The sequence below is a fragment of the Saccharolobus shibatae B12 genome, from assembly GCF_019175345.1.
In the GTDB taxonomy this organism is placed as follows: Archaea; Thermoproteota; Thermoprotei_A; order Sulfolobales; family Sulfolobaceae; genus Saccharolobus; species Saccharolobus shibatae.
In genome coordinates, this window is record NZ_CP077717.1 from 395589 (window position 1) to 421305 (window position 25717).

At 36.2% G+C, this 25717-nt stretch carries 17 protein-coding genes and 3 pseudogenes; 13 read left to right on the forward strand and 7 right to left on the reverse strand.

Going from position 1 to position 25717, the window contains the following annotated elements:
* Positions 1-32 precede the first annotated feature (32 nt).
* Both J5U23_RS02455 and J5U23_RS02460 read right to left on the reverse strand, forming a co-directional pair.
* On the reverse strand, positions 33-1139 hold the full coding sequence (locus tag J5U23_RS02455; protein ID WP_218266835.1) for a glucose 1-dehydrogenase: 1107 nt from the start codon (positions 1137-1139) through the stop codon (positions 33-35).
* 50 nt (positions 1140-1189) lie between these two features.
* Positions 1190-2047, reverse strand: coding sequence for an SMP-30/gluconolactonase/LRE family protein (locus tag J5U23_RS02460; protein WP_218266836.1), 858 nt, complete (start codon positions 2045-2047; stop codon positions 1190-1192).
* A gap of 250 nt (positions 2048-2297) precedes the next feature.
* On the opposite strand from J5U23_RS02460, the gene J5U23_RS02465 reads away from it, so the two are divergent.
* Positions 2298-4709 carry a GH116 family glycosyl hydrolase gene (locus tag J5U23_RS02465; RefSeq protein ID WP_218266837.1) on the forward strand — a complete coding sequence of 804 codons (2412 nt, stop codon included), beginning with the start codon at positions 2298-2300 and terminating at the stop codon, positions 4707-4709.
* A 7-nt stretch (positions 4710-4716) separates the two neighbouring features.
* On the opposite strand, the gene J5U23_RS02470 is transcribed toward J5U23_RS02465, so the two are convergent.
* Positions 4717-6186, reverse strand: a complete 1470-nt coding sequence (locus J5U23_RS02470) for a DUF2139 domain-containing protein (protein ID WP_218266838.1) — start codon at positions 6184-6186, stop codon at positions 4717-4719.
* A gap of 115 nt (positions 6187-6301) precedes the next feature.
* Here J5U23_RS02470 and J5U23_RS02475 point away from each other — a divergent pair, with 115 nt between their 5' ends.
* The 8 genes from J5U23_RS02475 (at position 6302) to J5U23_RS02505 (ending at position 15659) form a co-directional block, all read left to right on the forward strand.
* Positions 6302-8008, forward strand: coding sequence for a glycoside hydrolase family 2 TIM barrel-domain containing protein (locus J5U23_RS02475; RefSeq protein WP_218266839.1), 1707 nt, complete (start codon positions 6302-6304; stop codon positions 8006-8008).
* Positions 8009-8295: 287 nt separating this feature from the next.
* A complete protein-coding gene (locus tag J5U23_RS15955) occupies positions 8296-8430 on the forward strand; it encodes a hypothetical protein (protein ID WP_280638391.1) in 135 nt (44 codons plus the stop codon).
* A gap of 50 nt (positions 8431-8480) precedes the next feature.
* On the forward strand, positions 8481-8768 hold the full coding sequence (locus J5U23_RS15630; protein WP_244988806.1) for a hypothetical protein: 288 nt from the start codon (positions 8481-8483) through the stop codon (positions 8766-8768).
* Positions 8752-9249, forward strand: a complete 498-nt coding sequence (locus J5U23_RS02485) for a hypothetical protein (protein ID WP_218266840.1) — start codon at positions 8752-8754, stop codon at positions 9247-9249. The genes J5U23_RS15630 and J5U23_RS02485 overlap by 17 nt, the downstream gene beginning before the upstream one ends.
* A gap of 108 nt (positions 9250-9357) precedes the next feature.
* Positions 9358-11766, forward strand: a complete 2409-nt coding sequence (locus J5U23_RS02490; RefSeq protein ID WP_218266841.1) for an ABC transporter substrate-binding protein — start codon at positions 9358-9360, stop codon at positions 11764-11766.
* A gap of 62 nt (positions 11767-11828) precedes the next feature.
* Positions 11829-12857 carry an ABC transporter permease gene (locus tag J5U23_RS02495; RefSeq protein ID WP_218266842.1) on the forward strand — a complete coding sequence of 343 codons (1029 nt, stop codon included), beginning with the start codon at positions 11829-11831 and terminating at the stop codon, positions 12855-12857.
* A complete protein-coding gene (locus J5U23_RS02500) occupies positions 12854-13810 on the forward strand; it encodes an ABC transporter permease (protein ID WP_218266843.1) in 957 nt (318 codons plus the stop codon). The genes J5U23_RS02495 and J5U23_RS02500 overlap by 4 nt, the downstream gene beginning before the upstream one ends.
* Positions 13803-15659, forward strand: coding sequence for an ABC transporter ATP-binding protein (locus tag J5U23_RS02505; protein WP_218266844.1), 1857 nt, complete (start codon positions 13803-13805; stop codon positions 15657-15659). The genes J5U23_RS02500 and J5U23_RS02505 overlap by 8 nt, the downstream gene beginning before the upstream one ends.
* A 419-nt stretch (positions 15660-16078) precedes the next feature.
* On the opposite strand, the pseudogene J5U23_RS02510 reads toward J5U23_RS02505, so the two are convergent.
* The 3 genes and pseudogenes from J5U23_RS02510 to bgaS form a co-directional block, all read right to left on the reverse strand.
* Positions 16079-16549 (reverse strand): annotated as a pseudogene (locus J5U23_RS02510) (IS5/IS1182 family transposase); the annotation flags it as partial.
* Positions 16550-16888: 339 nt separating this feature from the next.
* Positions 16889-17330: pseudogene (locus J5U23_RS02515) on the reverse strand (IS5/IS1182 family transposase); the annotation flags it as partial.
* 251 nt (positions 17331-17581) lie between these two features.
* A complete protein-coding gene (gene bgaS / locus J5U23_RS02520; protein ID WP_218266845.1) occupies positions 17582-19051 on the reverse strand; it encodes a beta-galactosidase BgaS in 1470 nt (489 codons plus the stop codon).
* Positions 19052-19307: 256 nt separating this feature from the next.
* Between bgaS and J5U23_RS02525 the strand changes: the two are divergent.
* Positions 19308-20014: pseudogene (locus J5U23_RS02525) on the forward strand (IS1/IS1595 family N-terminal zinc-binding domain-containing protein); the annotation flags it as partial.
* On the opposite strand, the gene J5U23_RS02530 reads toward J5U23_RS02525, so the two are convergent.
* On the reverse strand, positions 20001-20681 hold the full coding sequence (locus tag J5U23_RS02530) for a sugar phosphate isomerase/epimerase family protein (RefSeq protein ID WP_218266846.1): 681 nt from the start codon (positions 20679-20681) through the stop codon (positions 20001-20003). The pseudogene J5U23_RS02525 and the gene J5U23_RS02530 sit on opposite strands and share 14 nt — an antisense overlap.
* Positions 20682-20732: 51 nt before the next feature.
* Here J5U23_RS02530 and J5U23_RS02535 point away from each other — a divergent pair, with 51 nt between their 5' ends.
* The 3 genes from J5U23_RS02535 to J5U23_RS02545 all read left to right on the forward strand — a co-directional run bounded on the left by J5U23_RS02535 (position 20733) and on the right by J5U23_RS02545 (position 25498).
* Entirely contained in the window at positions 20733-21635 is a 903-nt protein-coding gene (locus tag J5U23_RS02535; protein ID WP_218266847.1) for a dihydrodipicolinate synthase family protein, read from the forward strand.
* Positions 21636-22156: 521 nt separating this feature from the next.
* Positions 22157-24424 (forward strand): glycoside hydrolase family 3 N-terminal domain-containing protein, encoded by a 2268-nt coding sequence (locus J5U23_RS02540; protein WP_218266848.1) that lies wholly within the window; start codon positions 22157-22159, stop codon positions 24422-24424.
* A gap of 162 nt (positions 24425-24586) precedes the next feature.
* Complete coding sequence (locus tag J5U23_RS02545; RefSeq protein WP_218266849.1) at positions 24587-25498, forward strand: hypothetical protein; 912 nt, start codon at positions 24587-24589, stop codon at positions 25496-25498.
* Positions 25499-25717 lie beyond the last annotated feature (219 nt).

Consider the following 25717-nt stretch of genomic DNA (forward strand, 5'->3'; position numbering starts at 1 on the left):
ATTAAAAAAATAATTTTTTTAAATATATCTGTTTATTCCCATTTTATTTTTACTTTTATTTCTCCCGGAAGTTTTTCCCTAAGACTACTTATAACTTCCCTCTCATTATTTATACTTATAATTTTCGTTATCATCTTACTAGTAGTCTTCGGCCATAATGACTTCCATGAAGCTAGGTGAATAAGTGCTTGTTGAAAATGTGGCTTTTGACCATTATCGAGTCCTATAATTATCCTATTGTTTATCACGAAATCTTGTACGGTTTTATAGTCCAGAGAGAAGGCGTCATATCTTGGAAAGCCAAAAAGACCTAATACTCCATTAATTTGGAGTAGGGGAACCAAATGTTGTATTATTGACGCTGAAGCACCGGTCGTATCAATTATTAAATCAAATTTACCCACATTTTTGACTAAATTCTCATATCCGCCGGCTGAATTATAGAAAATAATTCCTGGCTCTTCAAGTATTTCTACCTCGTTCTCCAATAACTCTCTACGATTTGCTATCCATACTTGAAATCCATATGTTCTTAAAACTAGTGAAAATAAGATTCCCGTAGGTCCTGTACCAACTACTAACGCTTTTCTGCAGTTAAAGGTGCTATCATCGCAAGTCCATATTGGTACTCTCTTTTGTGTTATAAGAATTGCCTCAATGGATTTCTCTATGTCAGCTAAGGGTTGGGCCAAAATAGCGATATCCTTAATTTCTGGAGGGATTTTCACTAGATATTTGGGATCATCATAAAGATATTCCCTCATAAATCCATCTAATCCCTTAGTGCCAGCCACTAGACCTTCTCCAGTCTCACAGAAATCTGGTCTGCCTACTAAACAGTTAAGGCATTTCCCACATCCTCTCTTATTTATAGGCATTACTAGTTCACCTTCTTTCAGGCCATAACCACCTACTTCTATTACACCGATAGCTTCATGCCCTAAGATAAGTTCGTCTTTACCAGCCGGAGGTTTCACACTAGTTCTCTTGCCACTTACTATTTCCCTATCAGTACCACATATCCCGTTTTCCAGAACCTTTACCTTAACTAGCCCGATGGTACTTAATTTATCTTCATCAATTTTCACATCTTTAATCTCAACTCCTGGTTTTGGAGGTTTTACAACTATTGCCCTCATTTCGCACTTTCCCTTTCTTAGTGAGTATATAACCTTTTTGGATAAACTGTTTAAATTAAGAATTTGTAGCTCTGTAGTCCTCTGATATTTACCTTGGTGGTAAATAATCTTCCAGCAAGAGGCTCGCCTCCTCTACTCATAGTAGTTATAAATATTCGATTCATTTCCGGACTACCAAAAGTAACTGATGAAACATAAAGTACTGGAAGTTTTATTTGAAATACTTTCTCTCCGTTCTTCGGATTCCACCTACTAACCTTACCGCCTGCAGAATGGGCTATCCATAAATGGCCCTCTTCGTCGACTGTCATCCCGTCTGGTCTGCCTGGTTCATCCTTAAAATCTATAACAACCCTTTTGTTATAGATATCTCCCTTATTTTTATCGAAGTCGAATTCGAAAACTTTCCTTAGTGGGGTATCTATTAGGTAAAATAATTCATCATCTGGATCCCAGCCGAGTCCATTAGATCTGTAAAGTCTTTCCAAGACCTTAGTTAATTTCTTACCTTCCAATTTATATAAACTAGCAGTGGGTTTTGGGTTCTCGATGTCTAAATTCATTGTACCAGCCCAATACCTACCCATCACATCGCACTTTCCATCATTAAATCTATTCTCGTTATCATTCTGTAATTCTAAAAATGGTAGTATCTTTCCGGTAGTTAAGTCTAAGATATGGAAACCATGACGTAAAGTTACTATAATCCTAATATTATCAATTAGGCATAGGGAAGTTACTACATCCGGAGTATTATAATAATTCTCCTCATGTGTATCCAGATTATTTACTATTATCTTCTTTCCATCTATATCAACCCAGAATAGTTTGTTTTTCTCCCTATCGTAAACTGGGCTTTCCCCTAAAACCGCTTTGTAGTTTCCAAAAGTTTTTAATTCTATTGTCATCTCATCTCTACACTCATTAGGTAAGGTCAAAAATTAAAACTTATTACTAGACATTTCATGGAATAATGAATCCTAAGACGATAAAGCATCTAGCAATTTATAGTAATAAAGTTGTTTAATTACTACTATGTCACTACATTCTCGTCCTTAAATTTAGATTATATCACGAATTAGTTCAGAGATATAAAGAAAATTACTTTGATTGATGTGATACGAAAGCTTATTTACTAGACAAAATAAACGAAAGTGTATGAAATACAAATACTCCTACGCCTTAGATTCTGGAATTCCTCTAGGTGGGATAGGGGCTGGATCTGTGGAAATAAGGGCAGACGGTAGATTATATTCGTGGACCATATTTAACAATGGGGGAATCGCAGAAAAAAATGAGGATAGGTATAAATATTTCTTAACGGAGTTCGACTCCTTCTTCGCATATGAAGATGAAAAGACTATAAGAATTCTCCAGGCATTTGACTATTACTTTGGAGCGAATCCATACACACTACCTTGGATAAGGCCAATAAGGGAAATTGAGTTTATAGGAGAACCGCCAATTGCTTATCTAAATTACGATAATAAAATAAAACTAAAGGCTTTTTCACCATTTATCCCCCTAGACGTGAAGAACTCTTCCCTACCGGTATCAATATTTCAATTCAATAGTGAGAAGAATACAAGGTTCTTCTTCGCAATTAACAATTCTTTTGAAAAAGGCAAAATAGAAGTTAAAGACGATATGATAATATTTAAAGGGGAAACATCTTCAGATGATCCTAGATATCAAGGAAACCTATGCGTTAAGGTAATTGGAGATGAACCTTTCTCTGTAGCTTATAATCAAATTTTTGACTTCTGGGACGATTATAGATCTAAAAATCTAGTCAAGAAGAAAGGGGATAATCTAGCAATTATAAGTAGTAAAGGAAGCAATGTAACTTTCATAATTACTTGGTTCTTCCCTAATTTTGTACTTAAAGATGGTAGAAGAGTTGGGCACTATTACGAGAACTTCTTCAACAACTGCGAAGAAGTAATGGATTACGTTGTGAAAAACCTAAACTACCTAGAGGAAAAGACTACACAATTCCACGATTTATTTTACAACGCTAAAGGCGTCGAACCATGGATTGTTGATTTAATTGGAGCACAGATAGCTACACTTGTGAAAACTACTTGGCTAACTAAGGATGGATTCTTTGGAATCTGGGAGGGATATTTCGATACCTCAGATCAGAGGAAAGTTGGGAAGTATCCCTATACAGGTGGGCCGGAAAACACTGCATTAAACACCATAGACGTACTTTTATATGCACTACCGGGAGTAATGCTACTATTTCCGGATTTAGCAAAGAATATTATAAAGGATCTTTCCAATAGAGCATTAAAGGAGGATACCCCAGAATACGTTATATTTTCACTAGCGTTCCCAGAGAATTTAATGAAGTATAAGGAAGAGGTTAAGAAGGATCCAACTATAAGTACTGATCTCAAAAAATTATATGAAACTATAAAGAGAATTGTTAAGGAGACTGGTAAGGATCCCAAGGGTAGAATGCCTCATTATATTCGCCACTCATTAACAGTAGATACTTATGAGAGAATAGACATTAACCCAGAATTTGTGCTACTCTATTATTTAATAGCAAAGTATACGGGCGATAGAGAGTTACTAAAGAGTGTCTATGAAGTAGCAAGAAACGCGATCGAGAGTATTATGAGAACACAGACTATGGATGGTTTACCATACCTTACTTTACCATCTGGCATAGAGTGGATAAGATATGTAAATAACATGCTAAGAGCTAACGATGCTCACAAGATTTTAGGCTATCACTCTTTGGCGTTATCAATGCAAACATTAGACGATTGGTCATGGTTAGGCTTTTCTCCATACGTATCGTTCCTATGGATATCGGCACTAGAAGCACTAAACGAAGCGTCGAAAATACTTAATAATCATGAGCACTACGAGGTAAAAGACCTAATAGAAAAAGTTAATAAGTACTTGTGGAATGGGGAGTATTACATAGACTGGTATGACCCGATTTCAAATTTAAGAGATAATTCCTCAAACGCATCCCAAATAACTGGTGATTGGTATGTTCAAATGTTGGACCTTCCAGAATTTTTAGACCATGAGAGAAGGAAATCCGTGTTCTCCTCAATAATGAAGTATAACTACACTGAAGAAGAAGGAGTTAGAAATGGCTCGTCAAATGATGATATTACACCGTTAGGAGTTAAACTTTCAATACAATCAAAAGCTCCTTGGAGTGGCGTAGAGTATTATCTAGCATCGCATATGTTCTACAGTGGATTCGATGAATATGCAAAGAAGATTTTGAGGAATGTTTATGAGAGGTATGAGATTGCAGGTAATTTCTGGAACCATATTGAGTGGGGCGCGAGATATATGAGACCATTAGTGGCTTTAAGCATGATTTACGCTATTGAAGGTATGAAGGTTAATATGTTAAACAAAGAGGTTATTATAGGCAAAAGTAAGGATTTGAAGTGGATACTATTGCTTCCTACAGCATGGGGCTTGTTAACAGTTAATAACGGAAAGATGAGGATAAAGATTTCTCATGGAGAGTTTAAAGGTAAAATAAATGGAACTCTTGTTACCTTAAGAGAGAACGAAGAGATAGAAATATAAAAAGTTTTTATTCTAAAATTATCTCTGCTTGAAGCAGGTCTATACTCTCGTCTAATTTAAACGCAATTATATCGTAATAGTTGTTCAAGTCTATCATATTCCATCCAGTATTTAGTGTAACGGTATCATCTCTAACCTTTGAGAATAGTGAGTACTCGGCAATCCTCATTTTAGTTGTCTTTGTAGTGTAAACTCTTAGCTTCTTTTCGGTGAACCCTTTCAATGGAATACCACCAAACCAACCATCTATTCCTGCGGTTGGGGTATATGAGCCATCATGAATCCATATCCTTATCGGGTTCCACGGTTTCTTAAACAGTTCACTTACCGGTATTGCGAATATTCCACCATCACCGGCCCTATAAGTGTATACTCCAGTGTGATTTGCATATGAAGTGCCAACATATAAGTATTCACCATCATGTGCCATGCCGAATATTGCTCCACTTTCTGTAATTATCTGAGGTACTACAGGGTCAATCCTTAAGAGTAAACCAAATGTGGTCTTTGATGACATATCCCTTAAGTCCTCTGCAGGATTTGCTGATATAACAGGTATACCCATTATGTAAGCTTTTTGAGCTCTAAACCCTGGAATATAGGTAGGCCTTTCCGATTCTGGGTTGCGAACATCTAGAAATGGATATAACCTATATACATCCTTTTGTGGATCAATATGTATGAGTGCTCCACCATAGAACGCAATTAGCTTGTTCTGGATTTGCACTATTTGCCCTCCAACACGTCTTATCTGTATCTTCTTATTGTTTTCTAATGGAAAGTCAAATGACTCTACGAACTTGTATTCACCATTAAGCGTATTATATACCATTATCGATGAAACATCAGTATGAATAGGATTAAATATTGTGGCGTAGATTTTATCGTCTTTCATTTCCATCTTATATACAGTACGATTCTTCACCAGAAATTCTGCATCTCTAGTAGATACACCTACTTTCCACAGGCCTAATTCAGCATGTCCATCGGCTCTACTGAAGTAGACTGCATCCTCATGCTCGTCGTAAAGTAAGTCGGTTACCTCACCATACCAATTGTTTGGAGGGATTTTGTCGTCCCACTTCCTACTCCATAGGATTTCCACTTTATCATCGTCATATATCATATGTATATGGCTATACTTCATCCTCATATCTTGATATTTCAAAATCCTCTCATATTGTGATACCTCTATCATTCCTGGAGGCGCCTTAAGCCATCCACCTATGAATAATAAATCTTTAGACCAAGCTAATGCAGCATGTGTATCACCTGCTACTCTAGGTGGTCTGCCTAACTTTTCATATCTGTATATAACTTCTCCGTTAGAATAAACTTTAGCTGCATGTCCATCATGAACTATCATGTTTCTAGAAATCGGATGAAAACCTATATATAGAGATCTAAACTGATGATGACCTAACGCTACTTCATTATGTTGAACAAACTCTTTTAAGACTAGCTTTGGCTTATCCAATATTTACCCCAAATAGGAGTATGAGATTGCCTATTTAATTCTTTAGCGTTACTATTTACAAGTTTCTAATATGTTAATAAAGCTTTAATTACACTCTCTCGTTTGTAGATACTATATGAGATCGTTTTATAGGCCAAAAATAGATCTTCAAGGCTTCTGGAAATTCAAGATAGATAGTGAGAATGTTGGGGAAAAGAATGAGTGGGGTAAAGGTTTAGAATCTGAAGATATTATTTACGTGCCTGCTTCTTGGAATGAGCAAAACCCACAATGGGATCAGTTTTCTAGTATAGCGTGGTATCAGAAGGACTTGTTTGTTAGTAGTTATGAAAGTAAGAAGGCTTGGATAGTATTTGAGGGAGCAGGATACACCACAAAACTTTGGATTAATGGAGAATATGTAGGAACTCATGAGGGGTCATTTACACAATTCAAATTTCCAATTAAACTTAATATTAATGAATTTAATAAAATAGTAGTAAAGATAGATAACACACCATCACCCTACAACTTACCCCCAGCTAAAGATCTAAACATTGCAGCGTTTGACTTCTTCAACTATGGGGGGATACAGAGACCAGTTTACATAGAGTTTGTAGATGAATGTCATTTAGAAGACATAACAGTATATACTAAATCCAATGGACATCTAAAGGTAGAGATTCTGCCAGAATGTAACCAAAAGTTCAGCCTAAGATTTAAATTGGTTGATAAGGAGGGAAGAGTGGTATTAGATGAGGAGAGTAGTAACGAAATATACGAAAAAGATGTAGGTAATGTTACGCCGTGGTCTCCAGACAATCCTTACTTATACACTCTCATAGTTGAAATATACGTTGATAAAAATCTGAAGGACTCGGTTTATGAACGTATAGGTTTTAGAGATGTAGAGGTGATGAATGGCAGACTATACTTGAACGGGAGGCCCATATTCTTGAAGGGCTTTGGAAGACATGAGGATTTTCCAATACTAGGCAAGTTTATGTACGGGGCAGTATTAGTTAGGGATTTTTATCTTATGAGAAAAATTGGAGCTAACTCGTTTAGAACTTCCCACTACCCTTATTCGAATGAACATTTAGACTTAGCTGATGAAATGGGATTTTTGGTCATATTAGAACCACCTTTATGTTACTCCAATATTAGTAGGGTAATGAGCCAAGAGGAGATTGCTAGGATGTTCAGTGATATAAAGTACTTCGAAAAGGTAAAGGATACAATAAAGGAAATGATTAAACAACATAAGAACAGACCTTCAGTAATAGCGTATAGCGTTATGAATGAACCCCCTAGCGATATGCGTGAAGTTGCAGAATTTATAAAGAAGGAAATTGAATTCTTGAAGACTTTGGATTCTTCTAGGCCAGTAACTTTCGCCTCTCATAGATCAGTACGAGACCTAGCGTTAGAATACGTTGACATAATCTCCTTAAACTATTATCATGGGTGGTATACTGAGTGGGGAGATATTGATAGCGGTGTAAAGATTGTTGCAATGGAGTTAGAGGAAATTCATAAGAAGTTTCCAGAGAAGCCAATAATCATTACCGAATTTGGTGCCGATGCTATATATGGCCTTCATAGTGATCCTCCCCAAATGTGGTCAGAGGAATATCAAAGTGAAATGATAAGAAAGTATATAGAAACCTTAAGGAAGAACAGTTACATAGTAGGCTTTCACGTTTGGAACTTTGCTGACTTTAGAACCCCTCAAAATCCAGGAAGAACGATACTCAATAGGAAAGGAATATTTACTAGAGATAGACAGCCTAAATTAGCAGCTAAAGTAGTTGAGGAATTATTTAAAAGTAAATTGCCGTAGCCAACAGCTAGTGTGAAGAAAGTACATTCATTAACCTATTTATTTTTGTGTAACGAGTGCTTTGTTGATTTGCTCAATTTATTTCGTAATCATGATATGATACAAGAAGAATTTTTTAGTAATTAATATTTATTTCAACGTTCTTCTTATGCTTACTCTAATACTTGGAGCCCTACCGACTACGGAATTAACTAAGTTAACAATCCACGCATAAGCCCAGAACTTGAGCGAAATATGAAACTCTGGGACAAAAACCTTAGATACCGCTTATTTTGTATTATGAACACGTGAATAAGAAGTTAACTCAGAAAGACTTCGACGATTTCAAGGAGTCAATAGAGGACTTGATCAAGTTTTACAAGGAAAGTAGGCTCAGTAAGATGGAGAACGCTGAGGAGAGCGAAGAGGAGAGGTTAGATTAAGGAGGTTCGGTCAAGAGTTAAGAAAGGACATAGATGAAGCAGCGAAGTTCGTGAAAATCAAGGAAGAACAAGGGAGGAAGAGCAAGCTAACCCCACAAGAGAAGGCGTACATACTGATAATCAAGGAATACCTAGGATTATCCAACAGGGAAACCGCAGAACTTGCATCACTACTGAACCTAACGAAGGAAGAGATAAGCTACAAGACCGTAGAGAGACTATACTCCCACCCTCACGTCTTCGTCATCCTCTACAACCTGCTCTCAAAGACCGTTGGTGGCCTTAAGGTGGACGCGGTCATGGACGGGCTATTCCCTAGTAGTGACCAAGCATTATAGGAGTGAAAGGGAGAAGTCTGGGGAAGGGGTGAAGGAGGGGAAGGATTTCGTGTACTCCTTCTTCATCTTTGACTTGGGCAGTAACTTGATTGTGGCTTACGGTTATTCGCTTAAGAGTGAGAGGGAGGCTTATGAGATGGCCCTCGAGGTTCTGAAGGATCTTGGTGTGCAAGTGGACTCCTTGAGGGCTGATAAGTACTACGGTAAGTCTACGCTGGATGACTTCCCTGATTCCGAGGTTTACTTGATACCTAAGTCTAATGCCACGATTAAGGGAGGGAAGAGGTGGAGGGAGATGGTATTGAGGTTCATGAGGAACCCGCTGGAGTGTTTTAAGCGTGAGAGGGTGGAGTCTCTGATCTCCTCTATTAAAACGAGGACAGGGTGGATCATAAATAAGGTTAGGGAAGAGAGGATTCACTTGACGGTCTTAGCGAGGGTCGCGATTCACGACCTACTGTGGTCTAAAGCGTTAGATTAAAAATCTTGAAATGCTATATAAATTTAGAACCCATTAGACTAATTTGTCCCAGACTCGAAATATGGGAAAAGTTTATATACTATAAGTTAAAGATAGTATCAGATAAGTATGTGGACAAGCGTAAAAATGGATAAAAAATTGGAAAAATATATAAAATCTCTAGTCTTATTCGGTCTTATATCCATGATGGTAATATCAGCAATATCTATTTATATAGTCTCAGCACAATCACCACAACAAAATCCAGCTATAGCATATAATTTCCCATATACCGCTAATTATCCGATATTTAGTGTTGCTAACGGTGCTGGTCCTTTTACTCCTAATAATTGGAACGCATTTAATCCAACTCTTGGTGATAATGTCCATGTACTATCTTTTATATTAGAACCTTTGGGGATGGTCGAGCAATATACCGGTAAGGTTATACCTTGGTTAGCAACTAACTGGACTTTTGAGAACAATTATCATACACTTATCATATATTTAAGACATGGTATATATTTCTATTATAATGGAACATATAATGGTACACAACAAGTTATAGAATGGCCTTTCACAGCAAAAGATGTTGTAGTTACGTATGAATTGTACTTAAAAGTTTACGGTAACCCTTACGGAGTTAGTGTTAAAGAGGTTAATCCATATGAAGTTGTTTTAAATTTTACAACACCTGCTATTTACTACGCATTATATAATTTACTTCCACAAGAAATTGTTCCATGGGAGCAATATGCACCATTGCTTAACTCATCGAATCCTGCTAGTGTCCCTATATCAGTACCTATAGGTACAGGTCCATACTATATGGCAAGTCAGAGTACAAATCTAGTAGTTCTTTATAGGAATCCAATATATTGGATAGTGGGAAGGCCTTTCCTACCCATAGTAAGGTTTTATGGACTATATAATCCACAAGTTTATGCGATGTTAGCTGAAGGTCAACTTCAATGGGCTTCTTCTGGGAGTAATGGTCCTACTTCAATGTACTCACTATTTATAAATAGGAACCCAACGTATTATCATGCGATGATGGGATTACCGAATGGAATGGGAGGAAACAACTGGTATCTGTGGATAAACTGGAATAAAATGAACTATTATCCATGGAATGAAACATGGTTTAGATTAGCTATCGCAATAGCAATAAATTATACAAAAACAAGCTTAGATATGACTGGAGAATTACCACTTAACGAAAGTGGTGCCGGGCATCCTAATTTAGCGTACTTACCATTAATAATGGCTAAGTCATGGTTAAATTCATCAGTTTATTCTATGATTTATAATACAACTTTAGGCTCTGGAAATATAAGTCTAGCATTACAGATTCTTGAATCCCATGGGCTAAAATTAATTAATGGTGAGCTGTCATATCCTAATGGTACTCCACTTCCTTCAGTAACTTTGTACGGATATACAGATTGGAGCGATACATGGGCAGCAAATTATGATTTAGTACAAACACTGAAAGCTCTTGGTATTCAAGCTAGCCTCGATTCAGTTACCCCGACAACTATAGTTTCCTATCTTGAGTCAGGGAATTATCAAATAATGTATTGGTATGCCACAACAGCTTCATATACATCACCGTATCAAATGTATGGCGCAGTATTTATACCTCCACTAATTTCTATATATCAGCTTTCTGATGGGAAGTATGCTGCGAATTACAATATCTTGTTTAATTCATCTGGACAATTCAACTCAGAATTTAGACTTCCTAATGGAACTCTTATAGCTAATGCAACAGCATTAAAGCAATACGTGCTTAATTATACTCCTAATCTAGGGAACGCTACTATATTATATGTTGCTAATCTGACCGCAATATATTATAGTAATCTGCTACTAACCGATCAAGGAAGATGGGTTCCACCTCAACAGTTCATAAACTTATATGTAGAAGCTGGTGAGACAACAAACGTAACACTATTAACACATATATATAGCGAGATGGCATTAATATTAGCTAAATATTTACCTACAGTTCCATATGCTAATCTTGAATGGCCTTTCGAAGAATGGGAAGATCAATACTATATAGGATTTTCAACTCCACAATACTTCTATTGGTATAACGTATATGTAGGCAATGCTGGAGGACCTAGCTTACCTATACTTCTAAATATTGCGCCTAGACCACCAGGAATGACGAGCCAACAAGAAGTGGCATTTACTAGCCAAGCATGGAATAGTTTACTAGCATTCTTAAACGGTACTCTACCCACTGCGACTCCACCTTCCTTACTAGCTATGCTACAAACTTCTACTAGTAGTACAACTTCTACTATTAGTAGTAGTACAAGTTCTACTTCTACTAGTAGTACAACTTCTACTATTAGTAGTAGTACAAGTTCTACTTCTACTAGTAGTACAACTTCTACTATTAGTAGTAGTACAAGTTCTACTTCTATTACTTCTACATCATCGAATATAACATTATATGTGGTTATAGCAGTTGTAGTAATAATAATAGTGATTCTAGCAGTAGTATTAGCACTAAGGAGAAGGTAAAAGTTATGGTTTTTTAATAAAATAAAATGGAAAATTTTTATGTATTGGGAGGTTGATTTATATTGAATCTTAAAACTGTAAAGTATGTTGTCTATAAAATAGTTACGTATTTTGTAGCATTTTTTATAGCTATTACCATAAATTTTTTCATACCACGACTCATGCCAGGTAGTGCATTAAGCACCTTAATAGCTGCACTCACTGGTGCGACGGGAGGAATAGCGTCAGTTACGGCAGCTGGAGGAAATGGTGCCTTAATAGCGCAGAACATACATTATCTACAAGCTGAGTTTGGTCTTTTACCTCAACCTTGGTATATTGAGTATTACCATTATATCTTAGGTATATTTACACTTCGATTAGGGGTTTCTATTGAGTATTACCCCTTATCCGTTACTAAGATTATTAGTTCCTCAATTGGTCTCACGTTAGGGGAGATTATAGTTGCCTCTGTTATTGCTTATTTCTTAGGTTCATGGATAGGTTCAGTAGCAGCTATGAGAAGAGGTCATAAGTCAGATATTATACTTTCAACTATTTTTGCAATCTTCATAACAATTCCTACATTTGTCCTTATAATGTATTTAGAATTAATCTTCTCTGTAGATTTTAAGTTAGTTATGATTTCGTTCCCGGGTATTTCTGCCTTAAGTTGGGGTACATTACTCAGACTTTTGAACTTCTATGCAGTACCTATGGCAAGTTTTATAGTTTCTCTAATTCCAGGCTTTATGTTTGGAATGAGAAATACGATGATTCATACTTTGAGAGATAACTATGCTTCATATGCAGAAATTTTAGGTTTTAGAAGAAACAATATAAGGAAAATGGTATATAGGAATTCAATGTTGCCTAATATTACTAATTTTGCTATTACCTTAGGATTAGGTATAAGTAGTGCATTAACGATAGAAGGATTGTTGGCTATACCGGGCACGGGTTACTATTTTGGAAACGCCATAACTAGTAGAGATCTTCCTCTTCTTGAAGGAATATTTCTTATTATAGTTATAATGCTTATAATTTCTCTTGCAGTAGTAGAGATAGCTTACGGTATATTAGATCCCAGAGTAAGAGGTGACCAAAGTTGAATATAGGATCCATAAAAAAATATATTCTATACAATAAACTAATTGCTGCTGGATTTTTTATTATTTTAGCTGTTACCGCACTTGGAATAGTTGGTCAATTTTGGACTCCTTATCCACCCTTTGCTACGTTTAGTCCTAGTTTACCTCCATCTCTTCAACATTTATTAGGTACGGACGTTTATGGCTATGATGTTTTTTCGCAGATGCTGAGATTTACCCTACCTACACTCTTGGTAGGATATGCAATAGGAGTTATTACCACGATAATTGCGGCGATAGTAAGTTTGTTAGCGGGTTATTATGCCTCTAAGGTTTTTGGAACAATATTAGATATTCTGTTAATTGTGGTTTTATCTATCCCTGGAATAGTGTTATTAATAATCATTGGCGCTTATTTTGAATCTGCAAACCTGAAAGTGGGTTACTTTACTATAATACTTACATTGACACTAACGGGTTGGGCGTGGGGTGCTAGGAATATTAGGCCACAAGTTATGTCATTATCAAATAAGGATTACATTATAGCTTCAAAGCTTGTAGGAGAGAAATCTTGGAGGATAATGTTTACCCAGATTATGCCTCCTATTATACCTCTATTTATATCGCAATTTCTTTTTGGTACGTTATATGGTATATTATCATTGGCTACGGCGGAGTTTTTCGGGGCAATTCCAGTGACTACGGAAAACTTAGGTACAATGCTTTCGTTAATTACATCGTCAGCTGCCTATCTTTCCGGAAATTGGTGGTGGATCTTGGGAGCAGTATTGCCTATAATTATATTAGCCATTGGGATTGGATTTATGATGGTAGGATTTGATGAGATAGCAGATCCACGATTAAGAAAGATAAAGCCCTCCATAGATAGGATAGAAATACCTATACAAACTGATGAAAAGATCATAACTATAGTAGTTAGGAAACAAGAAGTAGTAGGTGAAAGCAATGGGTGATAGTACTACTCCTCTTCTTTCAATCAAGAATTTAATTGCAGGTTATTATACGTCTACTGGAGTGGTCTTAGGAGTAGTTGGCGTGTCTTTTGATATCTATAAAGATGAGATCTTAGCTATAGTGGGAGAATCTGGTTCAGGTAAAAGTACTTTAGCATCGGCAATTTACGGTATATTTAAATATCCTGGTAAAGTATTTCACGGAGAAGTTGTGTATAACGGAAAAGATCTACTGAAAATAGATTATGATGAACTTAGAAATATAAGAATGAAAGAAATATCGATGGTTCCGCAATATGCTATGGATGCTTTAAATCCAGTAATAAAGATAGGAGATTTCATGAAGAGAGCTTTAGAAGAACATGGAATAGGTGGGAGTGAAGCGGAAAAAAGGATAAAAGAAAAGCTTCAACTTGTTAGACTTCCTGAAAAAGTTTTGAATATGTATCCTCATGAACTTTCTGGAGGAATGAGACAAAGAGTCGTTATTGCTACTTCTTTATTATTAGATCCAAAGTTGGTAATATTGGATGAGCCGACCACTGGATTGGATGTAATAGTTCAATATAAAATTCTGAAGGACATAAAAGAAATACAACGTAAGTTGGGAATTTCAGTTATGATAATATCTCATGATCTACCTCTAATGATGATGATAGCTGATAGGGTAGGAATATTATACGGTGGTGAACTAGTTGAATTGGGATCTAGAGATTCGGTGTTATATTCTCCTAAACATCCTTACTCTTTACTACTATTAAAAAGTGTTCCATCACTGATAAACTTAAGGGAAAAACTATTAACAATACCTGGGAGTCCACCAGTATTACTAAATAAGTCACCTAACATATGCGTATTCTATGATAGATGTCCATTCCGAATGGATACATGCAAAATGGAGAAACCTAAATTACTTAACGTAAATGGAGGCCATTATGTTAGATGCTTTATACCGCAGCAAGACAATAAAGCTGACTTAAATAATTTGCCAGTTCCAAAAGATTATTATGCTGAGGAGGAAGAGTTAATTTCAAAAAGTACAAATACTAATAGTGATGTAGTTCTAAAGGTTGAGAACCTAGTTAAGGTATTCTATGTTAGTAAAGGATTAATAGCAAAAGAGCCATTGTATGCAGTTAACGGTGTTTCATTTGAACTTAAAAGAGGAGTAATAACGGCTCTAGTTGGAGGGAGTGGCCATGGTAAGTCTACAATCGCGAGGATTTTAGCTGGTATTGAGGATCAAACTAGTGGAAAGATAATCTTAGAAGGTCAAGATTATTCATCTGTGGCAAAGAGAAGAAGTTTATACTATAGATCTAAAGTTCAAATGGTATTTCAAGACCCATATTCATCTTTAGATCCTAGGCATACTGTGCGTTGGCATGTTGAAAGATCTCTAACAATACATAAGAAAGTTAAAGACAAAAAGGAGTTAAATGAGAAAACAGCCCAAATACTAAAAATGGTAGGACTTAAACCACCGGAGAAGTATATGAGTAAGTATCCTCATGAACTTTCAGGCGGTGAAAGACAGAGAGTGGCAATAGCAAGAGCTATAAGTGTTGAGCCTGACGTACTTTTAGCTGATGAGCCTGTGTCTATGCTAGATGCCTCGCTTAGAGCTGGTATCTTAAACTTATTAAAGGGGTTAAAACGATTAGGAATGAGTATACTATATATAACTCACGATATTGCAACTGTCGCTTATATTGCTGAAGAAATTATGGTGATATATAATGGGAAAATTGTCGAAAAAGGAGATGTAAGGAGTGTTATTAAGGATCCTAAACATCAATACACTCAAGAACTGATAGAAGCTGTACCAGATCCGTATAAGAGAATATAAGTTTTAGAAAAAAGAACGTACAAACTGGTATATAAGTGATCTGGTTTTTTAGTGCGGAATAAATTAACATGATTTTAGTATTAATATTTTACCTTAAAATAAGGCGTTTTTATGTTTCATTGTACTTTATACTCATATGAAGGTTAGCAGTTGTTCTACTTTAACGTAGCCTAAAGATTTTCATCAAACCTAGTGTATTCCCTAAACGTATTTCAAGAGACTGTCCCGAACGCAAATAATTGAATAAAAATATAGAAAGAGAAATATTGTATTACGAACCATAAGAAATGAAATACAATTATATCTTTCAGTATAACGTGAAATTAAACTTATACTGTAGGAGAAAATAACCAGTAGTAGGGAAAAACAGAATTTTCCACATAGCCCACACTACCTCGATCAACTCGCACTGTACAAAGTTAGTGGGCTAACTGACTCTCGGGAACACGCGATAAGACTGAGGTGTAGATCGAGGAGTTGTAGATCAACGCAATAACGTAGACGAAGAGCTCCACCATATCCTTTTCAGTCGCGTAAGGTCTCCAATACCTCCTCATGAAGACCCCAAAGAACTCAACGCACCTCCTAAAACTTGGAAAACCATGTTGAAGCTTTCCCCACGAAACCCTTGTCAACTACCTTATAACCGCTGTGGGAGAAGCCGACCTTGTTGTCGGGGAAATTGGCAAGTTTCACTTAAATTTCGTGAATTATCATGGTGGGTGACATTAGATTGAAGACCTTGAAGCGAAGTAACTCCTATTCCTCTTCTTGGTGAACTCTCCCTTGAACCTTCTCCTAACCTTGCAGTTAATATATTGGTAGAGTAGTTTGGCTGCCTTGTACTTTCCCTGCCTTAGGCTCAGTTGGAACTTCTTCCACAAGGTCTCCTACGGGGAATTCACGCAAAACTAGAGAACGAGTAAAAACAAGTATTACAAGAGAAAAAGAAATAAGCAAGGAAGGAGAAAAACAACATAAGCCCACAAGGTCTAAGGGGATTAAACCCCATCATATAGGCTGGCTGTGAAGCCCCTAGAACGATCTAACAAGAGGGGACAAAACCCCGTGTAGGAGTGTGCAAGTAAATTTTTCTAGGGGCTGAAGGTAGTTGGTGTTATGCAAGAAAAACGATGTATTACAATCACAAGATTTATATAGAGGATACATGGTTGACACATACAGATTCACGGTTCCCCCAGGAGTGTTAGAGGCGAAGCATGTGAAGCCTCCTTGTTTCTCTTCCCGAAGGGGACTTCGATCAGAAAGGAGTCAGCCCTAGAGCTTCCCGACTTTGCCGAACAATGCACTACTTGGTAAGTAGTCCGAGAGTTCGCTAAGCTTCTGCTCCAGCTCCTTGGTGAACTCCTTGAATACTTTCTTGATTTTTCCTCTAAACTTCTTTGCCCTTCTGTGGATTTCGGATTTAGACTTGCATTCCCCCAAGAACCATCTGACCACCACGTCGGTCCTGTAGTAGCTCCAAACGTCTCTGTAGGAACACGTCCACACGACCATGACTATTAAAGCCCTCAATATGAAGAGGTCGTCTATACATGACAATACTTGGGACGTGGTCAGCACGTAGTGCATTTTCACAAGAGTTTTATGCCTTGAAGATAATTCTTCATAGGGAACCGGGCCGTTGTAGTACTCGATCCAAGGTTCCATAAACATCGGTACTACATCGTCCCGATTCCCTTTAAGTGTTACTCCACTTTTAACGTGAAGTGAAAATTCAAAATTTCACAGTTGTTTATCTTTTCTTTTGAATAATTTTCCATAAACTTGTACATAGATTTATTGAATTATTTGCACTCGAGACAGTCTCTTGAAGACATGAAATTATTGCAATCTAATGAAAATGAGGTTAGGGTGAGGTTAAAAGAAAACTCTTTTGGTGTGTTGAGACTTGAAAATGTCTAGTGTCTTAATGGTCTTATAGGTGGTACAGTATTTAAGTGCTCTATCTCGTCAGTTATTCCACCATTTGTAGCGATTTCCCTATATACAAGGGCTGAAGGTCTCCAGTACAGTCTTTTAGTACCGTAATCCACCTTTAACAAGCCAAACCTCATGGAGAAACCTGAAGCCCATTCGTAATTATCGGCTAAGGACCAGTGCAAATATCCTCTAACATCAGCACCACTATTTATTGCCCTATGAACTTGATAAACGTGAGAGACCAGATAATAAGGTCTTTGATAATCTGCATCATCAGCAATACCATTTTCTGTAACGTACATGTATAGATGATACCTATTCCAGTATTTAGTTAAAACGTCATATAACCCCTCTGGGAAGAACTCCCACCCAAAGTCGCTTGTTGGTAAGCCTGCTAAGCTTACTGAATTCCTCTCACATCCATGACCATAACCACCTAGACTAGTGTATCCCTTCTCAGTCTTCTTAACTACAGTCCTAGTGTAGTAATTAACACCAATCCAGTCTAACCTACCCCTTAAATCATCCCTCACAACCTTCTCACTCCCTCTCATAATCTCACCCCTTATTATGGCATCAAAGAACGCCCATCTGTTATCGTATTCGGCCATTTCAACAGCCTCCACATCTTTCTCCGTCAACGGTTGGAATGAAGAATTTGCGTAAATTATACCTATTGGCTTCTTAGAAACGCTCTTTATTCCATCATATGCTCTAGCATGAGCTTGAATAATGTTGTACATAGCCTTTCTGGAAAGTTCAAAGCTTAGATATCCTGGAGGGAAACCAGATTTTACTCCTACATATCCTGCTCCCCAAACCACGTTCGGTTCATTCATGGTTGAATACTCATCTGCTAAATCATCGAATTTCCATGCTATATATGCTGAAAATCTAGCAAACTCGTAAACCGCCCTTGTACTGAGCCATCCTATTGGGCCGGAAAGGTCCCCTCTTCTTACTCTTATTGGATCATGAATCCAAAGAGGTAAGGGCCAGTGATACATATTCAGAACGAAGTACATTCCTCTATCTTTTAGATCTCTAAACATTTCCCTATAATGATTCAAGGCATCTTTATTAGCGTACTCATCTAACTTTCTTAAAGTATTTTCATTAATTTCAACGTAATTTACGTCTTCCTTACTCTCATCAAGACTATCTGGTTTAGGCAATGGTTTTGGAAATATTCTACTCCATTCCACGTTTATTCTAGCTACCTTTAATCCCATTTTTTCCGCATTAATATGAAACGTTTTATAATTCCCCCAATAACCTGGTCCGTTTTCTGGAAGATCTCCGCTTACTAATCCTGCTGATATAATTTCTGGATCGTGCACCCATTTATACCAGTCCGTATTTGGATCTTCTGATCCTGGTGTACCCATTTCGGATTGAAATCCAGCTTGCGACCAACCGAATTTGAAATTCTTGGGTAGGCTATACATAGCTTTAATTTTGAGATCTAACATTTAAGCTTTTCATCAACATTTGCTTTTATGGGTTATCTTCAGAATTATACAAAAAGTTTATAGATTATTTATTAAGTATTACCTATGGGAAAGACTAAGTACAAGAGAGATTGGAACAAGGGGGTTGTTCTAATGCAGTCATCTTATTCGATATCTATTAGTAAAATTATATCAAAGTTATAGATTTATTAAATGGAAACTAGAACGTGTAAGACATTTTAAAAAGGTTTATGTGCGAGGATTGCGAGATTATCGTGGAGGTCATCTAGATGGACCTCGTAACCCTCGCACAACTTCTGATTCTAAGAAATTTAAACTTTAAGCCGAGAAAACACAAGCCAGAAGACCTTGCCTATGCAATATCAGCATACTTAATGGGAGTACAAGTTACCAAACTCGGGATACCACCATCAACACTCTACTACTACACCAAAAAACTCGGGATAAAGAGGAAGAAGGAGACCAGACCTAATGCCCTTCCTGCAACTCAGACCGCATAGTCAGAAACGGTTCATCAAGAGGAAAGACAAAGTACAAGTGTAATGCTTGTAAAAGAACATTCTACGACGTTACAAGCCATAGGATGAGTAAAGAACAAAAAGAAAGAATCCTGAAAGAGTACTTGAACAGGATGAGCATGAGGGGAATAGCTAAAGTGGAAGGAAAACAGCTAACCACAGTTTATAGTCTAATAAAGAGGAAAGGAATAGAGGCATACGTTAATCTATTAGTATTACAAGAACAACTAAGGAGTTTTACCGCAAAAAATCCACGGTGATTGACGAGAGTTGGACCTACCTTAGGGTTAGACACGGTCCCAAGAGGGAGGATATTTGAATTTGGAATGCACTAGCTGATGGTACACCCTTCTTCACTACCGGTGATAGGGATTACGGGAGTTTTCGTTTTCTCTTGAATTCTCTCCCTAAGTATAATATCTGTAATTGTCGTTTTTCAGATCTCCTATGATTTTCTCTAATGGAACAATACCTTTACCGGGCTCTACAAATTCTCTCTTATTATCTCTGTTAATGAAATCCTTGACATGGACTTGCAGTATCCTCTTTGAAATTAATGGATAAACTTCCTCATGTGAATTGCCGGCGAAGATAATATTTGCAGTATCATAAACGAAACCTACATTTTCGTCAAGTTGATTTATGAGCTTAATCAGATTATCCTTTTTAGCTAAACTATCATGAGTTTCTATTAATACCTTAACATAATAATCCTCAGCTAGCTTACTCATTCTATTTAAGGACTCAGCTATTCTAGATATTGCATTATTGTCTGTAGATTCCCCGCCATACACTCTTACACCTAAAGCGTTTAAGGCATTGGCCATTTTTATCAGAATTTCCAATAATTTTTCATTTCTTCTTTCATTCTCGTCGGCTGAGGAAAATCCTGTATAGCCAGCTAAATCAGAAATCTTGACCGATAAGAGAGTTTCAAGAGCTTCTCTGCTTATAGGTAGTTCCGGCTTTAAATGCTTTCCGTCATCGGAAACTCTCAGCTCTAAGCCATTAAACCCGAATCTATCTACTCTTTTCACTACCTCTCTTAAACTTAACTCCAGATAAGCAAGACTACTAAATATTTTCATATTTACAAGTTTACTCAAATCTTTAAAATTGTTTGCTGTTTAGTTTATGTCATGGAAGGAGTTTTCCTAACTAATATAACTCCTTTTACTAAAACTTTAGACCTAGATGTGGATGGATTAAGAAAAATTATTCAATTTGCGGAAGGCGTAGGCTATAAATACATAGTCCCTTTAGGTACAGCTGGAGAATTCTCTTCACTTACCTTTCAAGAGAAAGTATTAGTAGTTGATACTGTAAGAAAAACACTAAATAAAGGTGAAATAATAGCAGGAGCTTCGTCCACATCGTTTTTAGAAACTGGAGAACTTTGTAAAAAATATAAAGAAATAGGAATCAATACGATAATGATAACCCCACCCTATTATCTTAAAGGAAGCGAAAAGGGTCTCTTAGACTATTTTATAAAGGTAAGCCAACTCTGTGACTTTGATACAATAGTGATCTACAATAACCCCTCAACTGTTGGAATAGACCTTTCACCGCAGTTATTGAAGACATTAAGTGAATCAATATCTAATTTCAAGGCTTTGAAAGAGGCTAGATATAATGTAGTCGAATTTAAGGAAGTTGATAGATTGATAGGAGATAGAGTCGACGTTATAGACGGATTAGAGGAAAGGGCGTTATTAGGACTTATATTAGGAGCTAAGGGTTTCACTACGTCGATGGGATCCTTTTCAGTGTTACCTCTTAAAATTTTTGAAAATTATAAGAAACATGATATCGAGAATGCTACAAAACTATATGATCTGCTATTAGAGTATAGATCCTTCATAAAATTCCCGCTAACTATGTCGCATTTATCCAAGTTAGGTGCTTGGTTAAGGGGATTGATCTCGAGTTATGCTACAAGACCCCCATTATCAAATCTAGATGATATAGTAAATGATAATATAAAAAGGAAGATGATAGAGATAATTGAGAACAGAATACTTAGGATTGAAACCGGATAACATATATATGTTCACCAATTATTATAAAAGAAAAAGTTTTTTGAACTTAAATTACTAAGTATAAGAGTACTATATAACAAATAGGCTACCAACTATAGAACTTTATTATTAATTTCATAATTATCTTATGTTTGCATTTATTCATCGTGATTTGAATTTGATATGCTTGCTGAATGCTTCAATTTCCTCGAATGCTAATCTCATTGATTTCTCTTAAATTCTGACTCTAAAAGTGATTATTTTGAACGCTTCCTATCACAATTACCGAAATTATAAGTAGATAACAAGGGATTCTATCTTTTCCGATTTTCGGAGGAATTTCGTTCGAGTGGATAGTGTTTTGTTTAAAATTTAGCTTTAATAGTAATTCGAATATCTATCAGAAATATACTCTCTAAAAATTAAATAGGTAATCTTTTCAAAAGTTTAAACTTCATCTTAGTTAATTATCGGTTCTTGGTATTTCGGAGAAGTAACTTGTAAGCATCAATTCTTAAATAGGTGAGGGATTTTATAATAATGTGTCAGATATAAAGAAAATCCTAACCCAAATGAGTTTAGAGGAAAAGATTGCTCAATTGCAAGCTACTTCAGTTGAGAATTTACTTGAAGGAAAGGAATTTTCTGAAGATAAAGCTAAAAAGTTACTAAGGAACGGTATTGGGCAAATTACTAGAGTTGGTGGAACCAGACTTGGATTATCACCTAAAGAAGTAGCTAGATTGACAAATAAAATACAGAAGTTTCTCATGGAGAATACTAGATTAAAAATACCTGCGATAGTACATGAAGAGTGTCTAACTGGGTTAATGGTTAAGACTGCAACCGCTTTTCCTCAAGCTATCGGTTTAGCTAGTACATGGGATCCAGATTTAATCAGAGAAGTATCATCTACAATTAGATATCAAGCTAAGTTAATTGGAACAAATCAATGCTTGTCACCAGTTCTAGATGTATGTAGAGATCCCAGATGGGGGAGATGTGAGGAAACTTACGGTGAAGATCAGTATTTAGTAGCTTCAATTGGATTAGCGTATATTAAAGGTTTACAAGGAGAAAATGAACTCATAGCTACGGTTAAACATTTCGCAGCACATGGTTTTCCAGAAGGTGGAAGAAATATTGCTCCAGTTCATGTAGGCAATAGGGAATTAAGAGAGGTATTCTTGTTCCCATTCGAAGTTGCAATTAAATTAGGGAAAGCAATGTCTGTTATGCCTGCATATCATGAAATTGACGGAGTACCATGTCACAGTAACGCCGAATTGCTAACTAAAATCCTCAGACAAGAGTGGGGCTTTGAAGGAATAGTAGTTTCAGATTACGATGCTATAAGGCAGTTAGAGGCAATACATAAAGTGTCGTTGAATAAAAAAGAGGCTGCAATTCTAGCTTTAGAGGCGGGAGTCGATACGGAATTTCCCAACATAGACTGTTTTGGGGAACCATTACTAGAAGCAGTTAAAGAAGGCTTAATTTCAGAGTCAATCATAGATAGGGCTGTTGAAAGAGTATTGAGAATCAAAGAAAAATTAGGACTATTTAATAACCCCTACATTAATGAGAATAACGTACCAGAAAAATTAGATAATTCGAAATCAAGGGAACTAGCATTAGATGCAGCAAGAAAGTCTATAGTTCTCCTCAAGAACGATAGTATATTACCCTTAAGTAAAAATATAGGAACCATAGCAGTTATAGGTCCCAATGCAAATGAGCCTAGAAACTTATTAGGAGATTATACTTATACTGGTCACTTAAACGCAGATGGAGGTATAGAAGTAGTAACGGTATTAGAGGGGATAATGAGAAAGGTATCCAATACCACTAAGGTACTTTATGCTAAAGGCTGTGATATTGCAACTGAATCAAAAGAAGGATTTAGTGAGGCTATCGAAATTGCAAAAAAGGCTGATATAATAATAGCTGTTATGGGGGAGAAATCTGGATTGCCGTTATCATGGACTGACGTACCGGGCAAGGATGAGTTCGAAAAGTATCAAGCAGTTACGGGAGAAGGTAATGATAGAACTAGCTTAAGATTACCGGGTGTACAAGAAGAACTATTAAAGGAGTTACATAAAATTGGAAAGCCTATAATACTAGTTCTAGTTAACGGAAGGCCATTAGCACTCTCATCTATCTTCAATGAGGTTAATGCCATAATTGAGGCATGGTTCCCAGGAGAAAAAGGAGGAAATGCCATAGCTGATGTAATATTTGGGGATTATAATCCCAGTGGGAGACTACCCATATCATTCCCAATTGATACCGGTCAGATCCCAATATATTATAATAGGAAACCGTCATCATTAAGGCCTTATGTCATGATGAAATCAAAACCGCTATTTCCATTTGGATATGGACTAAGTTATACTGAATTTAAATATTCAAATCTTGAAGTTACACCAAAAGAAGTAAATTCCTCAGGAAAAATTAAAGTATCATTAGAAGTGGAAAATGTAGGAAAGAGAGAAGGGGAAGAAACAGTACAATTGTACATTTCAAAACAATATTCAGGCGTAAGCAGACCAATCAAAGAGCTAAAAGGCTTTGCTAAAGTATATCTTAAGCCTAATGAGAAAAGAAAGATAACATTTAGCTTACCATTAGAGGCACTAGCATTTTATGATCAGTACATGCGATTAATAATAGATCCTGGAGAATATGAGGTATTAATAGGAAAATCTTCTGAAGATATGGTTCTAAAAGATAGTTTTAGAGTGACTGGAAGTATGAGGCCTATATATGATAGAAGGGTATTCTTCTCAGAGCCCAAAGTAGAGTAGAAGCTAGATGTACTTTATGGATTTTTTAAATGATAAATACAACAAATATAATAGCTAATATCTTGCTATTTTACTATCATTTTAACATATAAATTTCCTTATAGATTAAGATAATAATACTTCATCATAAATCTTATATTATGTTTCGAAAGAAACATTCTTATGACGGGAAGATATAAGGTTTTAATAGTTCTCATAGTTCTATTGGTTGGTGTAATTGCTTTCCTATATTATAGGGTAGAGAACCATCAAGAAACTTGTGAACAACAAAAGGTATATTTCAGTTTTAATTTGGAGAAGGCTTTAAACTTTTACGAGTCATTAAATACTAGCTTGGGGCTTTTAAGAGAATATCCCGGATCCCATACAATATGGCTCGCAGATGATCAAGCCTTAGATTACAACGCTTTAATGTTAATTTATAATATAACTCATAACGTTACTGCAAAAACGTTAGCTGAACAGATATTGTTTGCGATAAAGCCTTACGGGGGTTTATATAAATATTATAATTCAGTTTTCGAAATTTTCGGAATATATCCCAGTACCATAACTCCTCAAAGCGGAGTAACTATTACTATTGGTAATATTGATAATTACACATTGAACGCAACACTTTTCAATCTCACTATCAGTAATTATTATGACTATGCTGATCTTTTAGCTTATAGAGTGTTATTATGGTTGCATCTGGGAAATTATAGTGGGGCTGAGGAGAACTTCATTAGTCTAGTGAAAATGTGGAACGGAATCGGGTTTAATGACTCAGCTTATTATAATGATACTTACCAGTCATACAAACTCGCACTTTTCTTGATAGTCTGGAGAGCCTTAGAATTAAATCCTCATACTTGCTTATTAGCAATTAAATACGTAAATATGGCTAGAGAAGTTTCCAGCATGATGTCTCTACTACAAAGTTCTCAAGGTGGAGTTTGGACTGGCTATAAGTATGTTAACGGAAAAATAGAATATGGCTATAACATTTCTTCAATGAATGGAGAAACTACTTCCCTTTTCGTAATAGCGTATGCATTAATGTCTAGTAATATAAGCATACCGATAACATCATGAAAGTTTTTACAAAAATTCCATTTGATAAAAATTATCTTTTTATCTAAATTTCCATTATATATTATAGCAAAATGGGCACTCATGTTTACATTGCAAATTCACTATATTTCAAAAACTATGACGAATTTAATTGGGTGAAAACGGTTTATAAAGGGAATATATGCTTAATCGTGTTAACACTTTTATATTTATACTATTTACAAATTACAATTCACAATG